The organism is Hymenobacter latericoloratus, assembly GCF_014199535.1.
In the GTDB taxonomy this organism is placed as follows: domain Bacteria; phylum Bacteroidota; class Bacteroidia; order Cytophagales; family Hymenobacteraceae; genus Hymenobacter; species Hymenobacter latericoloratus.
Genome location: NZ_JACHNV010000001.1, coordinates 492,554 through 513,764 on the forward strand (window position 1 = coordinate 492,554; position 21,211 = coordinate 513,764).

At 61.5% G+C, this 21,211-nt stretch carries 12 protein-coding genes; 3 read left to right on the top strand and 9 right to left on the bottom strand.

Annotation, left to right across the window (positions count from 1 at the left end; all coding sequences use genetic code 11):
- Positions 1 to 50: 50 nt before the first annotated feature.
- Entirely contained in the window at positions 51 to 866 is an 816-nt protein-coding gene (locus GGU46_RS02230; protein ID WP_183401949.1) for a class I SAM-dependent methyltransferase, read from the top strand.
- Here GGU46_RS02230 and GGU46_RS02235 read toward each other — a convergent pair.
- The 4 genes from GGU46_RS02235 to GGU46_RS02250 form a co-directional block, all read right to left on the bottom strand.
- Positions 863 to 2,137 (bottom strand): lipopolysaccharide biosynthesis protein, encoded by a 1,275-nt coding sequence (locus tag GGU46_RS02235; RefSeq protein ID WP_183401950.1) that lies wholly within the window; start codon positions 2,135 to 2,137, stop codon positions 863 to 865. The genes GGU46_RS02230 and GGU46_RS02235 overlap by 4 nt on opposite strands.
- Before the next feature lie 23 nt (positions 2,138 to 2,160).
- Positions 2,161 to 3,390 carry a glycosyltransferase gene (locus tag GGU46_RS02240; protein ID WP_183401951.1) on the bottom strand — a complete coding sequence of 410 codons (1,230 nt, stop codon included), beginning with the start codon at positions 3,388 to 3,390 and terminating at the stop codon, positions 2,161 to 2,163.
- Between the two features lie 120 nt (positions 3,391 to 3,510).
- The gene (locus tag GGU46_RS02245) at positions 3,511 to 5,163 is read right to left on the bottom strand and encodes a T9SS type A sorting domain-containing protein (protein WP_183401952.1); all 1,653 of its coding nucleotides are present in this window, start codon (positions 5,161 to 5,163) and stop codon (positions 3,511 to 3,513) included.
- Positions 5,164 to 5,279: 116 nt separating this feature from the next.
- Positions 5,280 to 8,090 (bottom strand): TonB-dependent receptor, encoded by a 2,811-nt coding sequence (locus GGU46_RS02250; protein ID WP_183401953.1) that lies wholly within the window; start codon positions 8,088 to 8,090, stop codon positions 5,280 to 5,282.
- A 148-nt stretch (positions 8,091 to 8,238) separates the two neighbouring features.
- Between GGU46_RS02250 and GGU46_RS02255 the strand changes: the two genes are divergently transcribed.
- Positions 8,239 to 9,135 carry a YicC/YloC family endoribonuclease gene (locus GGU46_RS02255; protein WP_183401954.1) on the top strand — a complete coding sequence of 299 codons (897 nt, stop codon included), beginning with the start codon at positions 8,239 to 8,241 and terminating at the stop codon, positions 9,133 to 9,135.
- 336 nt (positions 9,136 to 9,471) lie between these two features.
- Entirely contained in the window at positions 9,472 to 10,017 is a 546-nt protein-coding gene (locus tag GGU46_RS02260) for a hypothetical protein (protein WP_183401955.1), read from the top strand.
- 190 nt (positions 10,018 to 10,207) lie between these two features.
- Here GGU46_RS02260 and GGU46_RS02265 read toward each other — a convergent pair whose 3' ends face one another.
- From GGU46_RS02265 to ruvA, 5 genes are all read right to left on the bottom strand, one after another.
- On the bottom strand, positions 10,208 to 11,584 hold the full coding sequence (locus tag GGU46_RS02265; RefSeq protein ID WP_183401956.1) for a M28 family metallopeptidase: 1,377 nt from the start codon (positions 11,582 to 11,584) through the stop codon (positions 10,208 to 10,210).
- Entirely contained in the window at positions 11,581 to 11,988 is a 408-nt protein-coding gene (locus GGU46_RS02270) for a VanZ family protein (protein ID WP_183401957.1), read from the bottom strand. Before GGU46_RS02270 ends, GGU46_RS02265 begins: the two co-directional genes overlap by 4 nt.
- Before the next feature lie 24 nt (positions 11,989 to 12,012).
- Positions 12,013 to 12,393, bottom strand: coding sequence for a glycine cleavage system protein GcvH (gcvH, locus tag GGU46_RS02275; RefSeq protein ID WP_139925531.1), 381 nt, complete (start codon positions 12,391 to 12,393; stop codon positions 12,013 to 12,015).
- A 240-nt stretch (positions 12,394 to 12,633) separates the two neighbouring features.
- Positions 12,634 to 20,157 (bottom strand): T9SS outer membrane translocon Sov/SprA, encoded by a 7,524-nt coding sequence (gene sov, locus GGU46_RS02280; protein WP_246398680.1) that lies wholly within the window; start codon positions 20,155 to 20,157, stop codon positions 12,634 to 12,636.
- 164 nt (positions 20,158 to 20,321) lie between these two features.
- Positions 20,322 to 20,927 carry a Holliday junction branch migration protein RuvA gene (ruvA, locus tag GGU46_RS02285; RefSeq protein ID WP_183401958.1) on the bottom strand — a complete coding sequence of 202 codons (606 nt, stop codon included), beginning with the start codon at positions 20,925 to 20,927 and terminating at the stop codon, positions 20,322 to 20,324.
- Positions 20,928 to 21,211 lie beyond the last annotated feature (284 nt).

The following is a 21,211-nucleotide window of genomic DNA, read 5'->3' on the forward strand; positions in this document are numbered from 1 at the left end:
CACTCCCAATCCCTCCTAAACTCCTACCCCCAACCCCTCTTACCCTTCCGTTGTCCCGATTTATCAAAACTCTGCGCGGGCTGGGCAGCCTGCTACGCAACCCCTGGCTGCTGAACCATGTGCTGGCCGCCGATGAAAGCGCCTGGCAGGCCCGGGCGCTGCGCCACGGTGCTCGTTGGCAGGTGACACCCGCGGGGCTGCCGGTAGTAAGTCTGCCCCAGCTGCTGCCCACAGAAGGCGAAACGGTTCGCCCGTTTGCCTTCCGCGACGGGGGCTCGCTGCCTACTGATCTGGCCCTGCTCCGGGCACTGGTGCGCCGCAGCGTGGGTCGCCGCTACTTTGAAATCGGGACCTGGCGGGGCGAAAGCGCCGCCAATGTGGCGGAAGTAGCCGCCGAGGTAGTGACTCTCAACCTCTCGGCCGCCGAGCTGCAGGCCTTGGGGCTACCGGTCCGCTACCAGGAGCTGCACGGGTTTTTCTCGCGGCCCCTGCCTAACGTGCGCCATCTGTACGGCAACTCCACTACCTACGAGTATGGTCCCCTGGGGCTTTTTGATGTTGTTTTCATTGATGGGGACCACCGCTACGAGGCCGTGCGAACCGACACCCGCCGCGTGTTTGACCATCTGGTAGGACCCGAAACCATAGTAGTGTGGCACGATGCCAGCCGCCAGCCCGGGCAACCGCGCTGGGAGGTACTGGCCGGTATTCTGGATGGGTTGCCGGCTGCGGCCCCCGGTCAGCTTGTGCAGGTTGGCAACACCCTCTGCGCCCTGTATTCGCCTACCCCTCTGCCCACGCACCAACCTGACCCCTGGGCCGACCCAGCGCCGTGGTTTGAGGTAAGCGTGAAAGCAGCCCGTTAACCCAGGCGCCGGCGCAGCAGCTGCCAGCAGTACCCGGCATCGGCGGGGCGCGGCAGCAGCAGGGCCGAAGGGGGCGTGCCCGTAGCCCGGCGGAAATGGTGCAGCAAAAAGAGGGTGGATGCGCCATAGGAAACCGAAGCCGCCCCGGCCGCCCCCCGGATGCCGAAGTGCGGAATCAGCAGGGCGCAGGCCAGCAGCGTTACGCCCAGCCCCACCACGGAGGCCAGATTGTTGATGCGGTACTGAGCCCGGCCGGCGAAGTAGCTGCTTACCAGCATCTGCACCGCCATCAGCACCGCGCCGGGAGCCAGCAACACCATCACCGGTCGGGCCGCCCCAAACTCCGGCCCGAACACGGTCGTGAGCAGGGCTGTGGGCAAGATGATAAGCGTGCCCAGGGCCGTGGCCGTACCCAGCACCGTGAGCCGGGCCACCCGCAGCGCCGAGGGGGGTAGGGGGGCGGCCGGGCCAGCGTGCACCAAGTCCACATACTGCACCAGGGCCGTGCTGCGCGGAATCAGCCAGACGGCTTCCACCAACGCTACCCCCACCGAGAGGATGCCCACGGCCCGGATATCGGCGTAGTGCGCCACAAAGTAGTGGCCGAGGCGGTAGTTGGCAAAGGCCAGAATATTGGAAAAATGAGCGCCTCGGCTATGGCGGGCCAACTCGCGGGTGGTAGCCCGCAGGCGCCGGCCCAGGCGTTGGCGCCGGTCGGGCTGCCGGAGCAAAGGCAGAAAGCTCAGCAGCAGCGGAAGCCCGAAAGCCAGGTACGAAACCCAGTAGTAAGAGCGCACCGACAGCCATTGCCCGCCGGCCGCAAACGCCAGACCCAGGCCGCCGGCCAGCAGCGTTACCTGGCTTAGAGTAAGTAAGTTGTAGGCGGCTTCGCGGCGGCGGCCCAGCACCAGGGCCGTGTTAATGGAGAAGAAAGCCTGCAGCACGCTCAGGCCTGCCAAGTGCAGCAGATACTCGGGGCCGGGCTGGCGGAACAGGGCCACCAGCGCCGTGCCCCCCAGGCACACGGCCACCGCCCAGGCATAGGCCGGGAGCAGCAGATGCCAAAGGTTGCGGCGCGGAGCCAGGTAAATCAGCGAAGAGCCTCCCAGCAGCCCAATAAACAGCAGCAGCGCCGCGCAATCCGTCACGAACAAGCTCACAGCGCCCCGCCCCGCCGCCCCCAGGTAGCGCGCCGTCAGCCAGACGATGCCGAAGCTGAGCAAAGCCGTACCCAGGCGGGTAGCAAAGTTTTGAATAATACGACGAAGCATTCAGCGCAGCGGTTAAGGGGCCGCTAAGATGCACTGCTTTCGCCCGGGTTCGGGCCGGCGCCGGCCCGCAGGGTAGCGTATAGCTGGTAAAACGCCTGCCCTACGAGGAGGTAGCTGCACCGGCTTACGGCATCGGCGCGCAGCTGCTCGGCCTCAAAGCGCACCGTTTGTTGCAGCACGGCGGTAAGGGCTTCGGCCAGGGCGGCCTCATCATCGGGGGGCACCAGGAGCCCAAACCGGCCCGCGGGCTGAAACAGCTCGGGCACGCCGCCGGTAGCCGGGCCCACTACCGGGCAGCCCGTAGCGCGGGCTTCCAGCAGCACGCAGCCAAACGTTTCGGCCCTGCTGAAGGACACCAGGGCCGCCGCGCGCTGCATTTCGGCGGCTACGGCCGGGTGCGCCAGCTTGCCCAGAAACGTCACCGTACCTTCAGAAAGCAGGCCCAGCTCAGCCGCTTGCCTGCGCAGCAAAGTTTCATCAGGACCGTAGCCAGCCAGGCGCAGGCGCAGGTGGGGGTAGTGAGGGCGCAGGCGAGCTACTACCCGCAGAATGCCGCTGATGTTCTTCACCGAATCATGAAACGCCGAAACGACCAGCAGTTGCCCGGCCACGCGGGGGGTAGGAGTGGGCTGGAATAGGTCGGTATCCACCACATTGGCAATAACGGCGCTGCGTTGGCTCCGAAAGCCCAGGCCGTGCATGGCGTCCCGCAGGTTTTCTGATACCGTGTGCAGGGCCGCCGCCCGGCCTACTACCCACCGGGTAAGGAGTTGGCGCAACCAGCCAATGTGCCCGGCCCGCGCGGGTAGGTAAAGCGTCCAGTGCTCCGTGATGAGGTAGGGAATGCCGTGGCGAAGGCGCTGCCACCAAGCCCACAGGCCTGTGCGCAGCAGCACGTGCACGTGCACCAGGTCGGGTGGGGCGCCCCAGTAGCGCAGCAGGCGGCGGTAGCCCCGGCTGAGGCACCAGAAATATAGCCCCAGCTTCAGCAGCTTATCCAGCGGCCCGATACCCGTGAGGCGTTGCCGGTAGTAGTAGCGCAGCGTCGGGACTGGCCCCGCGAGGTCTTCTTCCCATTCTACCACCCGCGCCAAGGGTCCGCGCGCCACGGTGGCCAGCAGCACCGCAGTTTCCACTGCAGGACCTGTAGCCTGGGCAATGGCCGCTACGTGCCGCGCTACAAAGTCGCCGTCCTGGTCGTCGTAGCGGTGAGGGTACCACTTGGGCAGGTGCAGAACGCGGAGCTTGGGCATGCGTGCAAGTTAGAAGGTGACCGGCAGAACCAGGAAACCCCTGCCCGTTGCCTCAAAAAAAGAGCCGGCCACCCGGAGGCAGCCGGCTCATAACCGGATAGAAGGGTAACAATAAAGTCCTTATCTGGCTACCACGAAGCGCACCGATTGGCTGGTTTCATTGGTAGTGACGGTGGCCACGTACACGCCGGCCCGCAGGTTGGTGGGCAGGGCTACTTGCTGCAGCCCGGCGGCCAGTTTGCCATCGGTCAGCACGGTGGCTACCTGCCGGCCCGTCAGGTCCAGCACGCGCACCGTGGCCGTGCCGCCGCGCTTCAGCTCGAAGCGCAGCTTGGTTTCGCCGACCGCGGGGTTGGGGGTTACCGCCAGTTGCTGGAGCTGATCGGAAGTAGTGCGGGCGGCCAGCGTCAGGCCCGCCACGTTGTAGCAAGTAGTGTTGGGGTTGAAGTTGGTCCAGCCCGCCGCCCAGTTGGCAGTGCCGGCCGGCCCGAAAGCGCCTTTGTAGGCCACATTATCGAAAAAGTCACCGCTGAGCTTGGCATCGGTAAACGCGGCGCCCGTGACCAGGGGCGAAGCGGCCGGCAGCGTAAAATCGGGGGTGCCGTTGGGGGTGCCGTTCTGGTTCAGGGCCTTAAAGTTGTCGGCGTTCAGATTCAGGGCCGAAATAGCGGCCAGCGTGGTGTTGCCGTTGGCCGCGTTTTCCCAGAAGCCCTGCACGTTGTACGTACCGCCCGACTGCTGGGAGTAGGGCGTGGTCATGCCCGCCAGAACGTTGTTTTTGAGTACCAGCGCGCCGCTGGTGGCGTTGGCCTGAGCGCCGGCGCCGTCCAGCGTCAGGCCCTGGGGCCAGCCCGTGAATACCGAGTTAAAGATGGAAATGGAGGTGTTGCGGCGCAGGTGCATGGCCCGGGTAAACTGCGTCACGGCCGGCACGTTCTGCAGAAAGGCGCTGACGTTGGAGAACACCGGCGCGGTCAGGGGCGTCAGGGCCGAGCCGCTCCCATCGTTATCCGACTCAAACGCCGTGGAGCCCGATACGTCGGACTGCTGGGGGTCGCGTACGGTTACGGCGTACTGCACCTTGCCCGTAAAGCCAAAATCCGTGTCGAAGTCGTCGTCGGTGGCGGCTACGGCTACCAGGTGCTTGGCGTTTACGGTGCCCCCAAACCACTCGAAGGAATCGTCGCCGGAGGCGTACACCTGCACGTAGTCGATGATAGTACCCGAGCCCACCCCCCCTAGGGTCAGGCCGTTGATTTCGTTGCCGGTGGTGAGGGCAATGCCCGGAAACTCAATGCGCACGTAGCGCAGAATGCCGGAGTTGTCGTTGGGCTGGTTGCCCCCGAACGTGCGGCCGGGCACACCTTCAATAACGGGCGTGCCGGGCTGGTTAATGGGCGCGCGGCCCAGAATCACGATGCCGCCCCAGTCGCCGCGGTTGCGGCTGCCGGCCGGCTGGTTGGAGGTAAATACAATGGGCTTGTTGGGCAGGCCGTCGGCCAGCAGGCGTGAGCCTTGCTCAATCACCAGCGTACCCAGGCCCGAGCCCTTAATAATAGTGCCGGGCTGGATGGTCAGCGTAGCGCCATTGGTCACGTACACCCGGTCGGTGAGCAAGTAAATGTTATTGCTGGTCCAGGTAACGTCGCCGGAAATGGTTGAGGGCACCGTAATGGGGGTAGGGGCGGCGGGGCACACCGTCTGGGCCCGCGCCTGGGGCGCCAGTGCCACCGTAGTAAAGGCCAAAAACAGGGGGAGTACAAGCTTTTTCATGGGTAAAGGAGGAGGAAAAGGATGGCTCAGATTCGCGGGGTAAAGGTCCGAAATGAGTACGCCCACCGGGGGCCGGCGGGCGTTATCGTTTCATTAGCCTGGTGTTACCTTATTGTTTAGAAATTGTACACCAGCCCGAGCATAGAGTAGTTGCCCCGGCGGTAGCTGCCGAAGGAGCCCCGCTCATCTTTCCCGATTTTGCTGTTGCGGTTGAAGTCGTAGAACTGGCGCACGGGCTGATTCAGCAAATCCTGCACGCCCGCTTTCAGCTGCAGGTGCCGCCCGATGCCTTTGGTAATGGCCAGGTCAATAACGTGGCGCGGCATCTCAATCACGGAGTAGTTCTGGGTCTGGTCGCCGATGAAGGTGAAACGCTGCCCGATAACATTGTACTGGGCCGAAATCTGCCACTTGGCTTCATCGTCCTGGTAGAACACGCCCGCATTCACTACGTAGGGCGACTGGCCCTGCAGCGGCCGCCCCGACAGGGCAAAGCCGTTGTTCTGGGCCGTGTTGGCCAGCGTCACGCGGCTATAAATAAGGGAGGCGTTCAGAATAAAGGAGAAGCGCTGCAAGTATTTGTTTTCCGAGACATCCAGTAGGCCTTTGCGCACTTCCAGCTCGGCCCCCACGTCGTAGGCTTTGTCGGCGTTCTGGTAGGTGCGCCAGAGCTGGCTGCTGGTCTGGTTGTAGGTAACCTGCTCAATAGCGTCGCGGAACGACTTGTAGAACACGCCAATCGAAATCAGCTCCGAGCGGGAGGGGTAGAACTCGTAGCGCAGGTCGGCGTTGTAAATGGTGGCCGTTTTCAGGCTGGAATCCCCCAGGATAATGGAGTTGGTCGTGAAGTCGTAGTACTGGTAAGGCGCTATTTCCCGGAACTCCGGCCGGTTCACGCTCACGCTACCCGCCAGGCGCAGCAAAGAGCGCTCCGTGAAATTATAGGCCGCGTTCAGTGAGGGCATCGGGATGGTCCGTACTTCTTCGTAATCGGCGGCTCCCTGCAGGCGGCGGCGGTTGTACTCTACCCGTACCCCGCCCGAGAGGTTAAACTTGTCGGAAATTGGGGCTACGGCTCCCACGTAGCCGGCCACCAGCACGTTGTTGGCCTGGTAGCGGTCTTCGGGGCGGGTGCCCTCATCCACGGTAAAACCGGTAATGGCATCCAGGCTCTGCGGGCCGAAAATCTGGTCAATCGGCAGCGTGAGCAGGTCTTGGCGGTTAAAGCGCAGGCCCCGGATAAAGGAGAAGTACCGGTTGCGCAGGTCCCGCTCTTTGTACTCGGTGTAGAAGCCGGCCCGCAGCTTAAACTGATTGGCCCGGGTAGTATCGCGGCCCGTAAAGCGCCGCTCCCACTGGCCGCTGCCCATATAAGTGTTTTCCTTCAGGGTCGAGAAAAAGCGGCTGGTTTCCGTGATGTTGCCTTCCGTGGGGATGTTCACGCTGAAGGGCTGGTTGAACTCCGTGTTGCGGAAGTTGGTGTAGCGGCTGTAGTCGGGCTCGTCGCGGAACACGTAGTTGTAGCCCCCGGCCCAGGAGAGGGTAGTGTTGCCCTGGCTGCCTACCTCGTGCGTACCCTGCAGCTGGCCCGAGTAAATGGTCCGGCTCTGGTAGTGCAGGGCGTAGTCGTCGCGCTCAAACCCATCCACGTTCTGGCCGGTGCGGTGCACTACCTCGTCGGTGGCGTACTGGTTCAGGAAGTTGCGGAACTCCAGGCGGTGCTGGCTGTTAAGGCGCACTTGCCAGTTATGAATCAGGCCGATGCGCAGGCTAGTCAGGGCGCGCTCGTCGTTGTACTCGTATTGGGCCCGGGGCAGGTTGGTTTGCTCGTCGCGCTCCACCAGGTAGCGGTTGCGCTCAATATTGTATTGCTCGTGGGTACTGGAGTAGGAAAGGGACGTCACGTTGCTCAGGGTCGCTGAGCCAATGTCGAAGCGCCGGTTCAGGCCCAGCGAGGCCCGCAGGTCGGGCAGGGCCCGGCCCACCTGGGGTAGCCACGTAGTGCTGCGGAACGAGCGGCTGATGGCCGTAAGCTGGTCGCTGGGGGTGGTGCCGCGCTTCACCGGCTCGTCGGGCAGCAGCGCCGATTTTTCCCGCTTGCCGTCGTCAAACCCCAGCCAATCGGTGCCACTGCGCTGGCTGGTCATGTAGTCGTTGCGGAAGGTAGTGCCCCCGCGCACCCACCCCGATACGCTCAGGCTGGTGGAGTTATCGAGCACGCTATTTTTGGTGTACACCTTCACTACGCCGCCGCCAAACTCGCCGGGTAGCTCCGGCGCCCCCGATTTGAAAATCAGAACCCGATCAATCACCGAGCTGGGCAGGATGTCAAAGGAAAACGAACGGGTATCTACCTCCGCCGAGGGCGTGAGGGCATCGTTCAGCAGCACCGTGTTATAGCGCTCGGCCAGCCCCCGGATTACAATAAAGTTGTTGCTCTGAATGGTCACGCCCGGAATGCGCTTCACCACTTCGGCCGCGTCGCGGTCCAGGCTTTTCACAATCTGGTCGTTGCTCATGCCACTCACCACCACTTCGGCCCGTTTCAGGTCCTGAATCAGGGCTACCTCGGTGCCGGTTTGCTTCTGGCCCGTTACCACTACTTCCTTCAGGGCCTGAGCGTTATCTTCCAGTACGCCGTTGAGGGTAGTGCTTTGGTCAGCCTGAATAGCAATGGCGTTGAAGGTCAGGGTTTTGTAGCCGATAGATTGAATAGTGATGCCGTAGGTGCCTGGGGCCAGCCTCAGGGAGTAGGAGCCATCCAGCTCTACTGGCGCGGCCTGGGTAGTGCCCGTCACCAGAACGGTGGCACCAATGGCGCCTTCGCCGGTTTTTTTGTCGGTTACTTTTCCCGTTAAAGTTCCTTGCTGGGCCAGTAGCAAGTGGCTTATTGTCAGGAAGAAAAGCAGTAAAGCTGAGCGCCGCATAGCCAGGTTGTAAAAGGGTTTCGCAAAGCTAGACTGGCCTTGTTATGCTAATATTGTGGCCACGTTATGCTTGTGTTACTGCCCCGGTAACCGGCTCACTTTCTGCGGGAAACCTCTACTTTTGCGCCCACTTTGCCCTAATCTGCCCATGCTGCACTCCATGACCGGCTACGGAATCGCCCACCGCGAAACCGACCGCTACTCCGCTACCGTCGAGATTAAGTCGCTTAATTCCAAAACGCTGGATCTGAGCCTGCGCCTGCCGCGCTTTCTGCTGGATCGGGAGCTGGAAATCCGCAATTTGGTCACCAAAAGCCTGATTCGGGGTAAAGTCAACCTCAACCTGGATTTTGTGCGCCCGCGCGCTACCGGGGCCCAGGGCTCCATCGTTAATAAGGAGGCCCTAACGGTTGCCTGCCGGGAGTTGCAGGAGCTTAGCCAGGTGGTAGGGCTTTCCCTGGAGCAGCTAACGGCCGTGGCCCACGCCCTGCCCGGGGCCCTGCGCATCCCCGCCGACGCTACGGCCGCCACGGAGGAAGAGGAGGAAACGCCCTGGGAAGAACTGCTCCCGCTGCTGCAGGAGGCCCTGGACCGCGTCAATCAGTTTCGCCGCGACGAAGGCCAGGCCCTGACTTCCGAAATTCTGGGCTACGTGGACCGCATCCGGATTCTGCTCGCCGAAGTGGAGCGCCACGACCCGACCCGGATTGAGCAGGTCCGGCAGCGCCTGCAGAACCACTTGGCCGAGGTGACCAGCAGCGAGCATTTCAACCCTACCCGCTTCGAGCAGGAGATACTCCATTATATTGAGAAGCTTGACATTGCCGAGGAAAAAGTGCGGTTAATCAACCATTTGCATTACTTCGCCGAAACGGCCGGACTACCAGAGCCCACCGGTAAGAAATTAGCCTTTATTTCGCAGGAAATTGGTCGGGAAATCAACACCATCGGGTCCAAAGCCAACGACTCCACTATCCAGCACTTGGTGGTAAGTATGAAGGAGGAACTCGAGAAGATCAAGGAACAGATCAACAACATTCTTTAAGTACCAGCGCCACGCCCAACGACAAAGTGAAGCCCTAAATTGAACTTTGTCGTTAGTATGTCGTATAGGCTATTCCCAATACAGTATTGGGATTTTTCAGGGAGATGGATTTAATATGTGTCAACCTGTATTTTTGCTTAAAACCCGCTTTACAGGCTTGGATGGCTGTTTTTGCTGCTAAATACTTAATGATGCAGCCTAGCTTCAGGATTATTTTTTTGTAAAATACTTGCGGCTTACGATTTTGTGCGTAAATTGTGTTATCCAAACAGAGCGACTTTTCACTCTCCGGACCTTAGCTTGCTTTTGAATTCCACCTTTTTTCAGTCCATACTTATGAAAAAAGTATTACTCGCCGCCCCTGTTTTCTGCCTGATGCTGCTGCTGATGGCTGCCCGTCCCTTCGCCGAAGTGGAGCTGATCAAAAAGCGCGTGCTAAGTGAGCGGGTGGAGATTCTCATCCCCAAAGGCTTTGAGGTGATGAGCGAACAGCAGATGGATTTCAACTACGCCAAGGCGCAGAGCCGCCCCAGCGTTATCTACACCAACAACAAGGAGGCTAGCATCGCCTTTTCCTACACCGACAACACGGCCGATCAGGACATGATCGACATGTACTCGGATAATTTCTACAAAACCTACACCAAGCAGTTCAAGGAAGCCAAGTGGTTTAACCACGGCGTGAAGGAAGTGAATGGCCGTAAAATTGGCTACATGGAGCTCATGAAGCCCGAACTCGGCCACGAAGTGTACACCTTGATTTTCTTCACCGACGTGGAAGGCAAACTGCTGATGTGCACCTTCACCTGCGCCGACCGTCAGAAGCCGGAGTGGGAAAACGTAGCGAAGCAGATTATGTCTTCGTTCAAAGCCAATAGCTAAACAGATTATTCTGGGCCGCAATCCGCCAGCCCACTGCAAACAGTTCGGGACGCTTCAGCACTAGCTGGGGCGTCCCGAATTGTTTGTAACAGCATCAGCAAGCGCAACTCAATCCTTGAGCGGAGTTGAGGGCAGAGCATGACGGATGTTTTCAGTCCTGACTTTGCCTGACCATGCGCCACCCTATATGTTACCGGGCTCCCTGCTGGTTGAGAAAGTCACGAAGCAGCTGAAAGGCACCGGTAAAACCTGCCAACGATAGGTTTTCCGGTCGGTCATATAGGTCGTGGTAGGCGGGACTGCCGCCGCGGGTATAGAGGAAGAATGCTGGCACCCCGCGCTCAGCGAAGGGGTAGTGGTCGGAGTTGGCGGCCCGGCCCCGTGCGCCCAGGGCGGGTAGGTACCGTCCGGCCGTATTCAGGTCCGTTAGCTGGGCAAACTGCCGCTCCCATATCCGGCCGTTGACGACGGTGGCACCTTGCTCACCGGTGCCCAGCAAATCAAGGTTCAGCAAGAAGCGGATGCGGGGCAAAGGCACCAACGGGTGCTCCACGAAATACCGGGACCCAATCAGGCCGGCTTCTTCGGCCCCGAAAGCAATGAAGACCAACGAATACGCCGGCCGATTTTCGGGGCGGGCGTAGTGGGCGGCCAGCTCCAGGAGCATGGCTACGCCGCTGGCGTTGTCGTTGGCCCCGGGAAAGTACATACGCCGGCCCATGCGGCCCAGGTGGTCGTAGTGCGCCGAAACCACCAGAAACGAATCGGGTTGGATGCGGCCGGGCAGGTAGCCCACAATATTCTGGGTTTGGTACTGGCTCCGTAGCGTGGCCTGCACGCGTGCGGCTACCAGCGCCACCGTAGGGCCACTGCCAGTACCGGGCAGGCTGTTCCACACGGAGTCCAGCACTTGCAGGCGCATCTGCGGAGCCTGCTCAGCGGCCAAAGAAGCCGTGAGCTTGGGAACCAAGGTTAGGCGCAGCGCCGCCGAATCCAGGTGCTGGCGCACCGGCAGGGGCAACATAGGCAGGCGGCGTTCATCGGCGGCCCGCAGCACCAGCCCGCCTCCGTGCCAGGGCTGCCGTAGTAGTTGCCGCTGGGTCCCGGCATCGGTGAAGACCAGGGTATCAAGGCGAACTAGTGGTACTGCCGAAAAAGGGCCCCCAACACTGCCAGCACCCGAAGCCGGGTCCGCAATAAAGTCGTGGCCAGGGCGGAGACGCCGCGCGCTGCCCAGCCCTGGAAACCGCAGCATCCCGAAGCTAAATTCCAGATCCAGCTTGCCAGGAAACGTGTTTACATCCAGCGCAAATAGCTGCCGATACTCGGGGCTGAGCGGTTGTAGGCCGAGCGCCCGGAACCGTCTCTGCAGATAACGGGCCGCTTGCTGGTCGCCTCCGCGCACGTACCCGCGGCCATGAAAAACAGGCGAGGCCAGCGTGGCAATGGTTTGCCGGGCCCGGGGCAGGTCTTGGGCTTGGGCAGAGACAAGGGGTAGGCCCGGAGCCAACAAGGCTCCCGCCAACAGGTAGGCTCGCCGAATTAAGACGGGGTAGGCACGTTTCATTGCCAAAAGCGGCGAGTAAGCCACATGAGCAGCAGGCCGGCCCCTACCCCCAGCGTGTCGCTGAGCAGGTCAGACCACTCGCCGTGGCGGCCCAGGTCCATCTGCATCTGCACCACTTCAATAAAAGCCCCCATGCCAACGGTTACCAGCAAGACAAAGCGGAACGCCCGGACTTTCAGCCGCGGAAACCAGGACTGTCGCCGGGCGGAGAAAACAGCCAGCGCGGCCTGTACCAGAAAAACGAAGGCGTGGGCGGCCGTATCGAAGGCCAGCAGCTCCCAGTGCGGAGTGCGGGGCATTTCCTGCGACGGGGTCAGCGTCAGGAGAAACACTAGCGCCGCCCACGCCAGCGGCAGGACCACGAGGGCCCGGCGGCGGGACGGGGGCGGCGCGGGGGCAGACAAGGCCGGAGAAGGCAAGCGGCGAAATTAAGCGCCTACCAGCTCGCCGTAGGCCTCTGCCGACAGCAGGGCCTCCAGCTCGGCGGCGTTGCCGATAGACATTTTAATCATCCAGCCGTCGCCGTAGGGGTCGGAGTTTACCAGCTCGGGGCTGCCATCCAGCTTGTCGTTGATTTCCAGTACGGTGCCGGTAATGGGGCTGAACAGGTCAGAAACGGTTTTTACGGCCTCCACGGTGCCAAATACCTCGTTCTGGGTTACTTCTTTGTCGAGGGTGTCAATGTCCACGTACACGATGTCACCGAGTTCCTTCTGGGCATGGTCGGTGATGCCGATGATGGCAACATCGCCTTCCACGCGGATCCATTCGTGCTCTTTCGTGTACTTCAGGCTGGCGGGCAGATTCATGGGGTGCGGTACTTGGGTAGATGAAACGGGATAAAGAAGGTTGCCGGGGCGAACCGCGTCAAAAGTACGATTTGCCGGGGAGTTTCCGAACGCAGCCCGCCGGGAAGATTCGGGCTAGCCCAAACGGCAGCAGGCTAGACCGGGCGGCGTGTACCGCCAATAGCTCCAGGTGAGGCCGGTTACACAAAAGCCCACCTTCCGGGAAGGTGGGCTTTGGCAAGCACGAAGAAAAGCGGCCGGTTACTGCGAGAGGCTGTAGCGCAGCTGCACGCCGCCCTCGGTGGTGGTATTGCGGAAAGCGTTCTGCACCCGCGGAGCCGTAATGTTCTGGGTAAAGAAGAACTGTAGGTTCAGGCGCTGGTTGAGCACGTAATCGACGGTAGGGCGGAGCTGGACCTGGCGCGTGCCGTTGGTTACCTGGCTGGTGGCCCGGCCCGCCGAAGCCGTGGTTGTTCCGCCCGGATCAACTACGTCCAGAATGGTGCGCTGAATAGTGAAGTTGTCGCGGATGCTCAGGTCGAGGCGGGCGTTGAGCTCGTTGCGCAGCACCCGCTGCTCGCCCCCAATGCGGAAGGGCAGCTTCAGGCGGCTGGTAGCAAAGCCCGCCCCGATAATGATTTCCTTAGAGTGCAGCTCCGTTACCTGGGCCGTCGGGATGTTGAGGCCGATGTTGCGGTCGATGCGGTACTCCAGGCGGCCCGTCAGATTGCCGGATGTCTGAAAATTCAGCCCGATTAGAGGGGCGAGCCGCTCGGCAATGGTTACCTGGCCCAGAATGTAGTAAGGTATATACTGCTGATTGTCGCTGATAAGGGTAGGCAGCCCCTGCGGCTCGCGGGTGTACGCGGCATTGGTAGTGTAGCTGTTAATGTTGTAAAGGGCCGAGTACGCGTGGTTCAGGGTGATGGAGCGGAAGTAGCGCTGCATAAAGGGAACCTCGGCCAGACCGTTGTAGGCGATATTCCAGTTCGGAATCGGTAGTACACCAAAGGGGTTGAATTTCTTGGACTTGTAGCCGTCCGACGACTTGCCCCGGTAGGCATCAAGGAAGGCCGGCAGTAGCACATCCTGGGAGTTATAGCTGTAGCGGCCCTCATCCCCGGCGGAGTTGGCCGCCGAGTTGTCATCCGACAGCCGCTGCTGCACAAACACTCGGTTGTCAATGAACCGCTGGAACGCCTTGGATCCTTCGCCCCGGTTGCTCAGGTCACCGAACAGGGTTCGGATAGAAATAACCGAGGTGCTGAACGTGCCCGAGCCCAGGGCGTTGCTGGCTCGTGGCCCTTCGTTGGCAATAGGCCGCAGCGTCAGCGTATCTACCTGCAGGCGGTAGAACACTTCCCGGTTGCGCACCAGGTTGCGGCGGGCATCCAGCTGAATGTTAAAGTCGCGGAAGGGCTCCAGGGTAGTGCGCAGGGACAAGGCCTCCGTCAGCAGCGAGCTGAGCGGCGTATTCAGGTACTGGCTGCTGGTGGTGTACCAGCCGTTGTTGTAGGCCCGCTGGTAGAGGGCGTCCAAATCGTACTGGCGCCCTAGCAGGAAGGGCACGCCCGGCGCATCAAAATCACTGTTTAGCCCGAAGAAGCGGGTGCCGGGCAGGTAACCCGGGAGCAGGGTGCCGTTGGAGCGGGTGTAGGTGAAGTTGAGGGAGCGGGCCGTCATCAGGGAGCGAAGCACGGCCTTCAGTACGCGCAGCTCCGGACCCTTCGTGGAGTCGGTGGGGGTAGCGGCGTCGGTAGCGCCCGGCTGCAGGCGGCGGGCCAGGCCGTCGCGGGGGTTGGCCGGCGCCTGGGCCCGGGGCTGGGGCGGCGGGGCGTTGTTGATGATGTTGAGGAAGCGCACCTTGTTGTAGAGCTTCACCAGATCAATGCGGCCGTTGGCGCTCAGCTCCCCGTTGTTCTGCACTGTGTTGCCCAGATTCAGGGGCACGGTTTCGCTGTTCGGGTCGGTGGGGTCCAGGGGCGCGGTCAGGGCCGTGGAAGCGGCCTGCCAGGTGTAGTTGGCCGCGTAGCGCGCATCGGCCGACAGCCAATCGGTGAGCGGAAACTTGTCCAGGGGCAGGCGGTAGGTGAAGGCAACGGTCTGGTTGAAGTTGGTGGTGCGGCCCCCGCGCAGCAGGTTGCGGCGCAGCAGCTCCCGGTTCTGGCGGGCCACCGGGTCGTCGCCGATGCTGCGGCCGGGGTTTTCATCCACCACGGCCCGGTTGGTAGCCGTGTAATCAATAGCCAAGGCCTTGGTCAGGTCCCAGCGCAAATCATAGATGCGGTTAAAGAAGAAGGCCTTCTGGAAAATACCCGGAATGCCAGCCGTGACGGGTACCTGGCCGGGCTCCAGGGTGCGCTGCAGAAACCGCTCGTTGTAGCGGCGGTCCAGGTCGGCGCGGAAGGAGAAGCGCGAAGGCAGGGGCGTGAAGTTCACTTCCTGCAGCATCTTGAGGTAGGGCGAATCGAAGGCCTTTACCTTGGCCAGGGGCGTGTAGTTGCGCGGCGTAGCCTGGTACACGTAGGCCAGGGCCCCGGTGTAGGTGCGGGTGTAGTCCCGGTCGGTCCGGATGTCGGTGTGCAGGCGCTCGGTGAGGGAGTAGCTCAAGGCGAAGTTCTCCACGTCGTAGGGGCGCACCTTTTTGTCGGGGTTGGTGCGCTCCTTGCGCACGTTCAGCACCGAAATGCTCCGCTGGCTGGTCTGGTCCACTACTTCCTTGCGGTAGGCTGCCTTCTCCTCCGAGGTCTTGAACTTCTCCAGCGACTGGGTCAGCTTGGTATCGGGGTCGAGGGGGTCGTACTTGGGGGCGCGGCTTTCCACGCCGGCCTGCACCAGCACCGGTACCCGCAGGCCCAGCTTTTCGGGGAAGAACTTCTCGGCGGCTACCGTGGCATTCACGTCGCCGCGGGCAATGTTGTCGAGGGAGCGTTGCTGGGCGCGGTCCTGCAGGCCGCCAAACCCGGTCGTCACGTAGCTGCCCGTGGCCGTGATGTTGGCAATGTCGGCCAGCTTGGCGTTGAAGCGGGCGGTAGCGGCCCAGCCGTTTTCCGTCTCAAACTCCGATACCCGCAGCTCATCGGCCCACAGCGTGAGGTTCTTGCTGGCATTGTCGTCGCGGGGGTTCAGAATCCCAATCATCACGCCCTGCACCGCCGACAAATCCGGGTTGCCGACTACGGTAATGGTAGAGTTGTCGGGCAGGGTTACTACGAAGGGCTTGCTGTAGTCGGCGCTGGAGCCGGCCTGCTGGTTGCGGCGGGCTTTGGCATCAATAAAATCCTGCAGCTTCAGGTCGATGCGGTTCGCCTCGGGCCATACATCTTCCACCTTGCTCTGGCCGCGCTTGGTCAGAATCAGGGGCTTGGAGTACTCGTAGTAGTTCTGGGTGTAGTCGGTGCCGAGGCGCACAAAGCCGCGCAGCTGCCCGTCGCGGGTGGTGCCGTCTTCGTTTTCGGCGTGCAGAAACAGCTTCAGACGCTTGTAGCGCAGCAAACTCAGGTTGATGTTCTTGTAAGCAGCTTTGGCGAAACCGTCGCGTAGGCCTTCCACCACCAGGCGCAGGCTCTGCTCATTCTGCTGGCGGTTCACGGTGCTGGAGCCGTACTCCCGGTCGCGGCGGATGTTAGGGGGTAGCACGTAGGGAATAGCATCGGTGCCCACCACGGCGGCCGGACCGTTTTCCTCGATGCTGACCGTTGAGATGTTGAAGGCGTCGGCGTCGGTATCGGGACTGACGATAACCTGGGTCGGGTCGGCAATTTTGGTGAGGTAGCGGCGCCACTGGTTGGCCACAAACTGGGGCTGCACCAGGCGCAGCACCACCGGCTGCTGCCACTGCGTGAGGTACATGCGCAGAAACCGGATCGACTTAAACCCGAAGTCCTGGGTAGTCTGGCCCTGCAGCGGGTCCACAATGCCGGTGGGCTGGCGCACCGGAATCCGGAACTGGTACCAGGTTACTTCCTCGTTATCCGTATCCGAGTTCTTGTTCGTGATTTTGTCCACGATGAAATTCTGGCCTACCTCCAGCTGGCCCGGCCGCAGCTGCATGCGGTACTCGTAGTAGCGCTCCGTGTCGGTCAGTACGTTGTCCCGGTTCAAGTCTTCCTTGTCGGGGAAGGCCGTGGAGCTGAGCTGGCTACCTTCGGGCGAGTTGCCCTGCATGCCGTTGAAATCTTTGTAGCGGGCCAGCACTTTAGCGTCCTGCTGGTCGTAGCTGGGGTCGAGGTGGTGGCGGAAGTTGTCGGCGGCCGGGTCCGGCACCGTGCGGTACACGGGGTCTGCCTCGGGCAGAGCCTTCTCCTCGTCGTCATTCACCCCGTCCAGACCTACGTCCTGCTGGGTGCGGGCGCCGGGGGTAGCATTAAAGGCATCGGTCAGGAAGGGCTGGCGCGACACCCGGCCGTAGGGCGTGGGGTTGGTATCCTGGGTCAGGTTGGCCCGGTCCACAGGCAAGCCGTTCTCGAACGCGTAGCGGTTGTTGTCCTTCAGTACATCTTCCGAAACAGTGCCCAGGTTGATGTACAGGTCGCCGCCGGTGGTATTATTATCGTCCTGCCCGTCCTGGTCCTTCACTTTGCCATTCTCACCGCCCAGGAAGGGGTCCATCATCCAGAACTCCAGGTACTCTACGTTGGCGTTGTCGAAGTCGGTGTCGAAGGTGATTTCGCGCGAAATACCGCCATAACGGGCGCGGTTAGCGGCTGCATCGGTGGTAGCAAACCGGCGCGGCTGGCTGGGGTTTACGGCCGGGTTGTAGTTGTACTGGCCTCGCTCGTCGGGGAAATAAGCTAGGTCGAAGGTCGCCTCAAAGGAGTTGCCGGTGGTGCCTACGTCGCGGTTCGGGAATACCTCCGTGCGCTTGATGCCGCGCACGTAGTGGTTTTTCAGATCATTCACCCCAACGTTCTGGGGTTTGCTTTGGCCGTTGGTGTAGTACGTCTGGTCGATGGTGTACCAGGCCAGCTTGGCCCGGCTGAAGCCGGCCGCCAGGCCCTGCACCCCGCCACCCAGGGGGGCGGGGGTAGCGGCCAACCGCCAGGTAACCGCCGAGTTGATGCCGCCCAGGGTGTAAGGCGTGCGGGCATTCTCGAAGTCATCAAGGTAGGAAACCCCATTTTCGCCCCCGCTCTCGCCCGAGCCCAGCCGCGACTGGCCCGGCAGCAGCTGCGCAAACTCGCCACTAAACGCCACCGATGACACCTCCTTGGTTGAAATCAGCGGGAGCAGGTCCAGGTACTTGGTCAGGGCCCGGGACTCGCGGCGCATGTTCACATCAAAGCCGTAGATGGTGTTGTTGCCCGGCTCGTCGCCCACGTTCACGCGGTTGATGCCCGGGGCCTGGTTTTCGCGCAGGTGCAGCACCGTGGCGCCAAAATTCAGGTCCGGCGACACCCGGTAGTCGAAGCGGGCGCCCAGCAGCTTGCGGGGCTGCACCTGCACCAGGGCGTTCTTCTCGAACTCCACGCGCAGCTCGTTGGCCGAGTTGAGGTAGCTCGGGTTCAGGATCTTCACCTTGGCCTGGTCGTAGAACACCTGGTAGTCCACGCCTTCCTGGAGCAGCGTGCTACCGGCCCGCACCCGCACCGAGCCCTCGGCAATGCCGATGCCGGGCAGGTTAATCTCGTCGGTGGAGGTAGCCTGGAAGCGGCCGCGCAGGAAGAACTTATCTTTCTCCTGGCGCTGCTGGGCGTCGCTCTGCACCTGGGTGTACAGCTCGCGGTACACATATTTGCGCGCCAGGTCGCGTTCGGTAGTAGAGGTAGCCGTATCGAACTGCGCCGCGAGGTAGTTGCCAAAGGGCTGCACCTCGGGGAAGATAATACGTCCTTGTTCGGTATCAATGGTGATACCGGGGAAGAAGTCGAAGTTGCCGTCGGGGTTTCGGTCGTTGTTGGGGTTTACGTTGTCAAGGTTGAGCACCTCAATCAGGGGGCGGTTGGCAATACGCTGGCCTTCTTTCAACGAAATCAGGTCCACCCCCGTCACGTCGTCTTTATAAACGATCTGAAGCTGGAAGTTGTCGCGGTTGAGCTGGCTGGCGTTCAGGGGATAGATGTTTTTCATCATCAAATCCCAGGTCGGCAGGTTGCGCGTGAGCAGGTTTTCGTTGCTCGGGTTTTGGCTGGGGTCGGCCAGGCCCACAGCCGGGTTGGTGGCTTTCAGCAGCTTCAGGTAGATTACCTCATCCTGCCCCCGCGAGCCATAATCGGTGGTAATTTCCCCTACCTTCTTGGGCTGGTTTTGGCCGCTGCTACTGGCCACATTGGTGACGTACTGGTACGATACGGCCAGCACCTGCTCGGGCAGCAGCTGCGTGTTCAGCGAGATGTAGCCCAGCTGCGCATTGTAGGTGTACTCGCGCGGGTCCAGCTTGCGGGCCCGTACGTGCTCATAGTCCACGCTGCGCTGGAGCTGCAGCGAACCGGCCAGGTAGTCATCTACGCCCTGCTCGCTGCGGGCATCCGTGCCACCAGCCAGCACCTGGCTCAGCAGGGTGTTGGCGTTGTTGTCGGCCAGGGCGTTGGGGCCAGCGGGCTTCTGAAACCGGCCCCGGTAGAGGCGCTTGGGCTCCCCCAGATCCTGAAGGGCCACCACATTGCGCAGGTTGTCGCTCTGGCGGTTGTCGTTGGTGACGTACACCTCCAGATTATTGATTTCAACCCCGCTCTGCACGGTAGGCAGGTTGCGCAGGGCAGCATCGTACCGGTCGCGGAAGGCCTGGGACAGGAAGTAGTGCCGGTCCCGCTCGTACTGGCTGGCTTTCAGCTCAAATTGCCGGCTCTGGCCCCCGTTCTGAATCCGGACCTCATCGGCCTGTCCACGCAGGGTACTGGCAACGGTAGTAATGCCCAGGCGCCCAAACTGAAACTGCGCCTTTACCCCGAACAGGTTCTGGCCGCCCTGAATCAGGGAGTTGTTCAGGGGCAGGGACACGTTGCCCAGCTCTATCTTGCGGATGATATCGGTTTCGTAGCCCGTGTAATCGAGCTTCATGTTGTTCTCGAAATCGAAGGCCGCGCGGGTGTCGTAGTTAAAGGTGAGCCGGAGCTTTTCGCCAATCTGCCCGGTCAGGTTCAGGTTCAGGTTTTGGTCGTACTGAAAGTCGCCAACCCGTTGCTGGCGCAGCGTCAGGGTAGGGTTTTCGTTGCGGTTGAAGCGGGCCCCCAGGCGCAGCGTCACGGCTCCCTGGGGCCGGATATCCACGTAGCTACCCCCAAAAATCCGGTCGGCCATGGGGCCCAGGTAGATCTTCGGAATTAGGCGCTGGGCGGCGGGCGTATTGGGGCTGCCGGCTACCCCCCCAGCCGAGCGCTGCCGGAAATAGTTGCGCACGGCCTGCTGCTGCTGCCAGCGCGAGTACTCCTCAAACGTCATGCGGCTCGGGTCACGGTAGTCGAGGTCCGTGCCCAGCTTCTCGCGCACATCAAAGTTTTTCAGGCTGTCGTCGGCCTGTACATCGAGTTCTACGTTAGAGGGGAGGGGCAGCACCAGCGGGGAGCGGCGGCGCTGCGGCGAAAACGGCGTACCCAGCCGGTCCTGCGGGGCCACGCGGGGGCGGCGGCTGGGCCGGTAGCGGGCCGTATCAATGCGCGGCGTATCAGGAGAAAAGCCCAGCGGCAGCCGCAGCTTCGGCGAGCCGGCCGGTAGCCAGTCGGACCAGAGCTGCTGCATGGTGAACGAGGTGCCCGGGCCCCCCACCGGCTTAGCCTGCGACCACCAGGTCACCAACGATACAACGGCCGCCAGGGAGGCGGCCAGGGACTTCTTACCGGTATTCAAGCGTCAATAATCGTCGGGAAGGGCGAAGGAAAGAAAGCGGTAGGTTAGTTTCGCCGTTTGCTTTCTGTTTTCCCGAAGGGCCACGTACTCTCTGCCGTCAGCCCGTACCAAACCCGGCCGGGCAGCAAAAAGCGGAGAGTGGAAAGCAAAAAAACGAACCTGACCTAATGAGACTTAAGAGCGAATTTAATTAATTCCTCCACGCTCAGGTCGTTGCCGTGCTTGTTCTGGATCTGGTCGAGGGTTTTCTCGGCCGCAGCCCGGGCAAAGCCTAGCGTTACCAGAGCCGCTAACGCTTCGCTGCGGTTGGTATTGTGCGCTTTGGCCAGCGGTACGGTATCAATACCGGCTTTGGCCAGCAGCTCGTCTTTACGCAGCTTGTCCTTCAGCTCCAGCACCACACGCTGCGCCGTTTTGGGCCCTACCCCCTTAATGGCCTGAATGGCCCGGACGTCCTCGCTGACAATGGCCTGGCGGATTTCGCCTACCGACATCGACGACACCATCACGATACCCGTGCCCGGCCCAATGCCCGACACCGAAATCAGCTGCATGAACAGGGCTTTCTCGTTGGGGTCCAGGAAGCCATAGAGTGCCTGCCCATCTTCCTTAATGTGCTGATAGGTATAGAGCTTGGCCTTCTCGCCATCGGCGGGCAGCTTGGAGTAGGTAGCCAGGGAAATCCGGACTTCGTAGCCAATGCCATTTACGTCCAGAATGGCTTGGGTGGGGTCTTTATAAGCGAGTTTACCGTCAACGTAGGCAATCATGCGGGGTGGTTAAAGTAGAAGTTGTCAGAACGGGCAGAACAACCCGCGGCAGGGTTTCGTGCCAAGTAACTTAGGCGTTCTAATCAGATTAGCCGGCTCAGGGTGCGCCGGCCGGGGATACAAGCAAGTTGGCGCGAATTTGCCCGGAATCAAAGTCAGGGGTGAGGAGGTGAATGGTGAGGAGGTGATGGGGTGAGGAGGTAAAGGCAAGGAGAAAATCGAAAGCCGGAGAAGGCAGAAGCCCGGCTGCTTACCAGGCAGCCGGGCTTCTGATACTTTAGAGG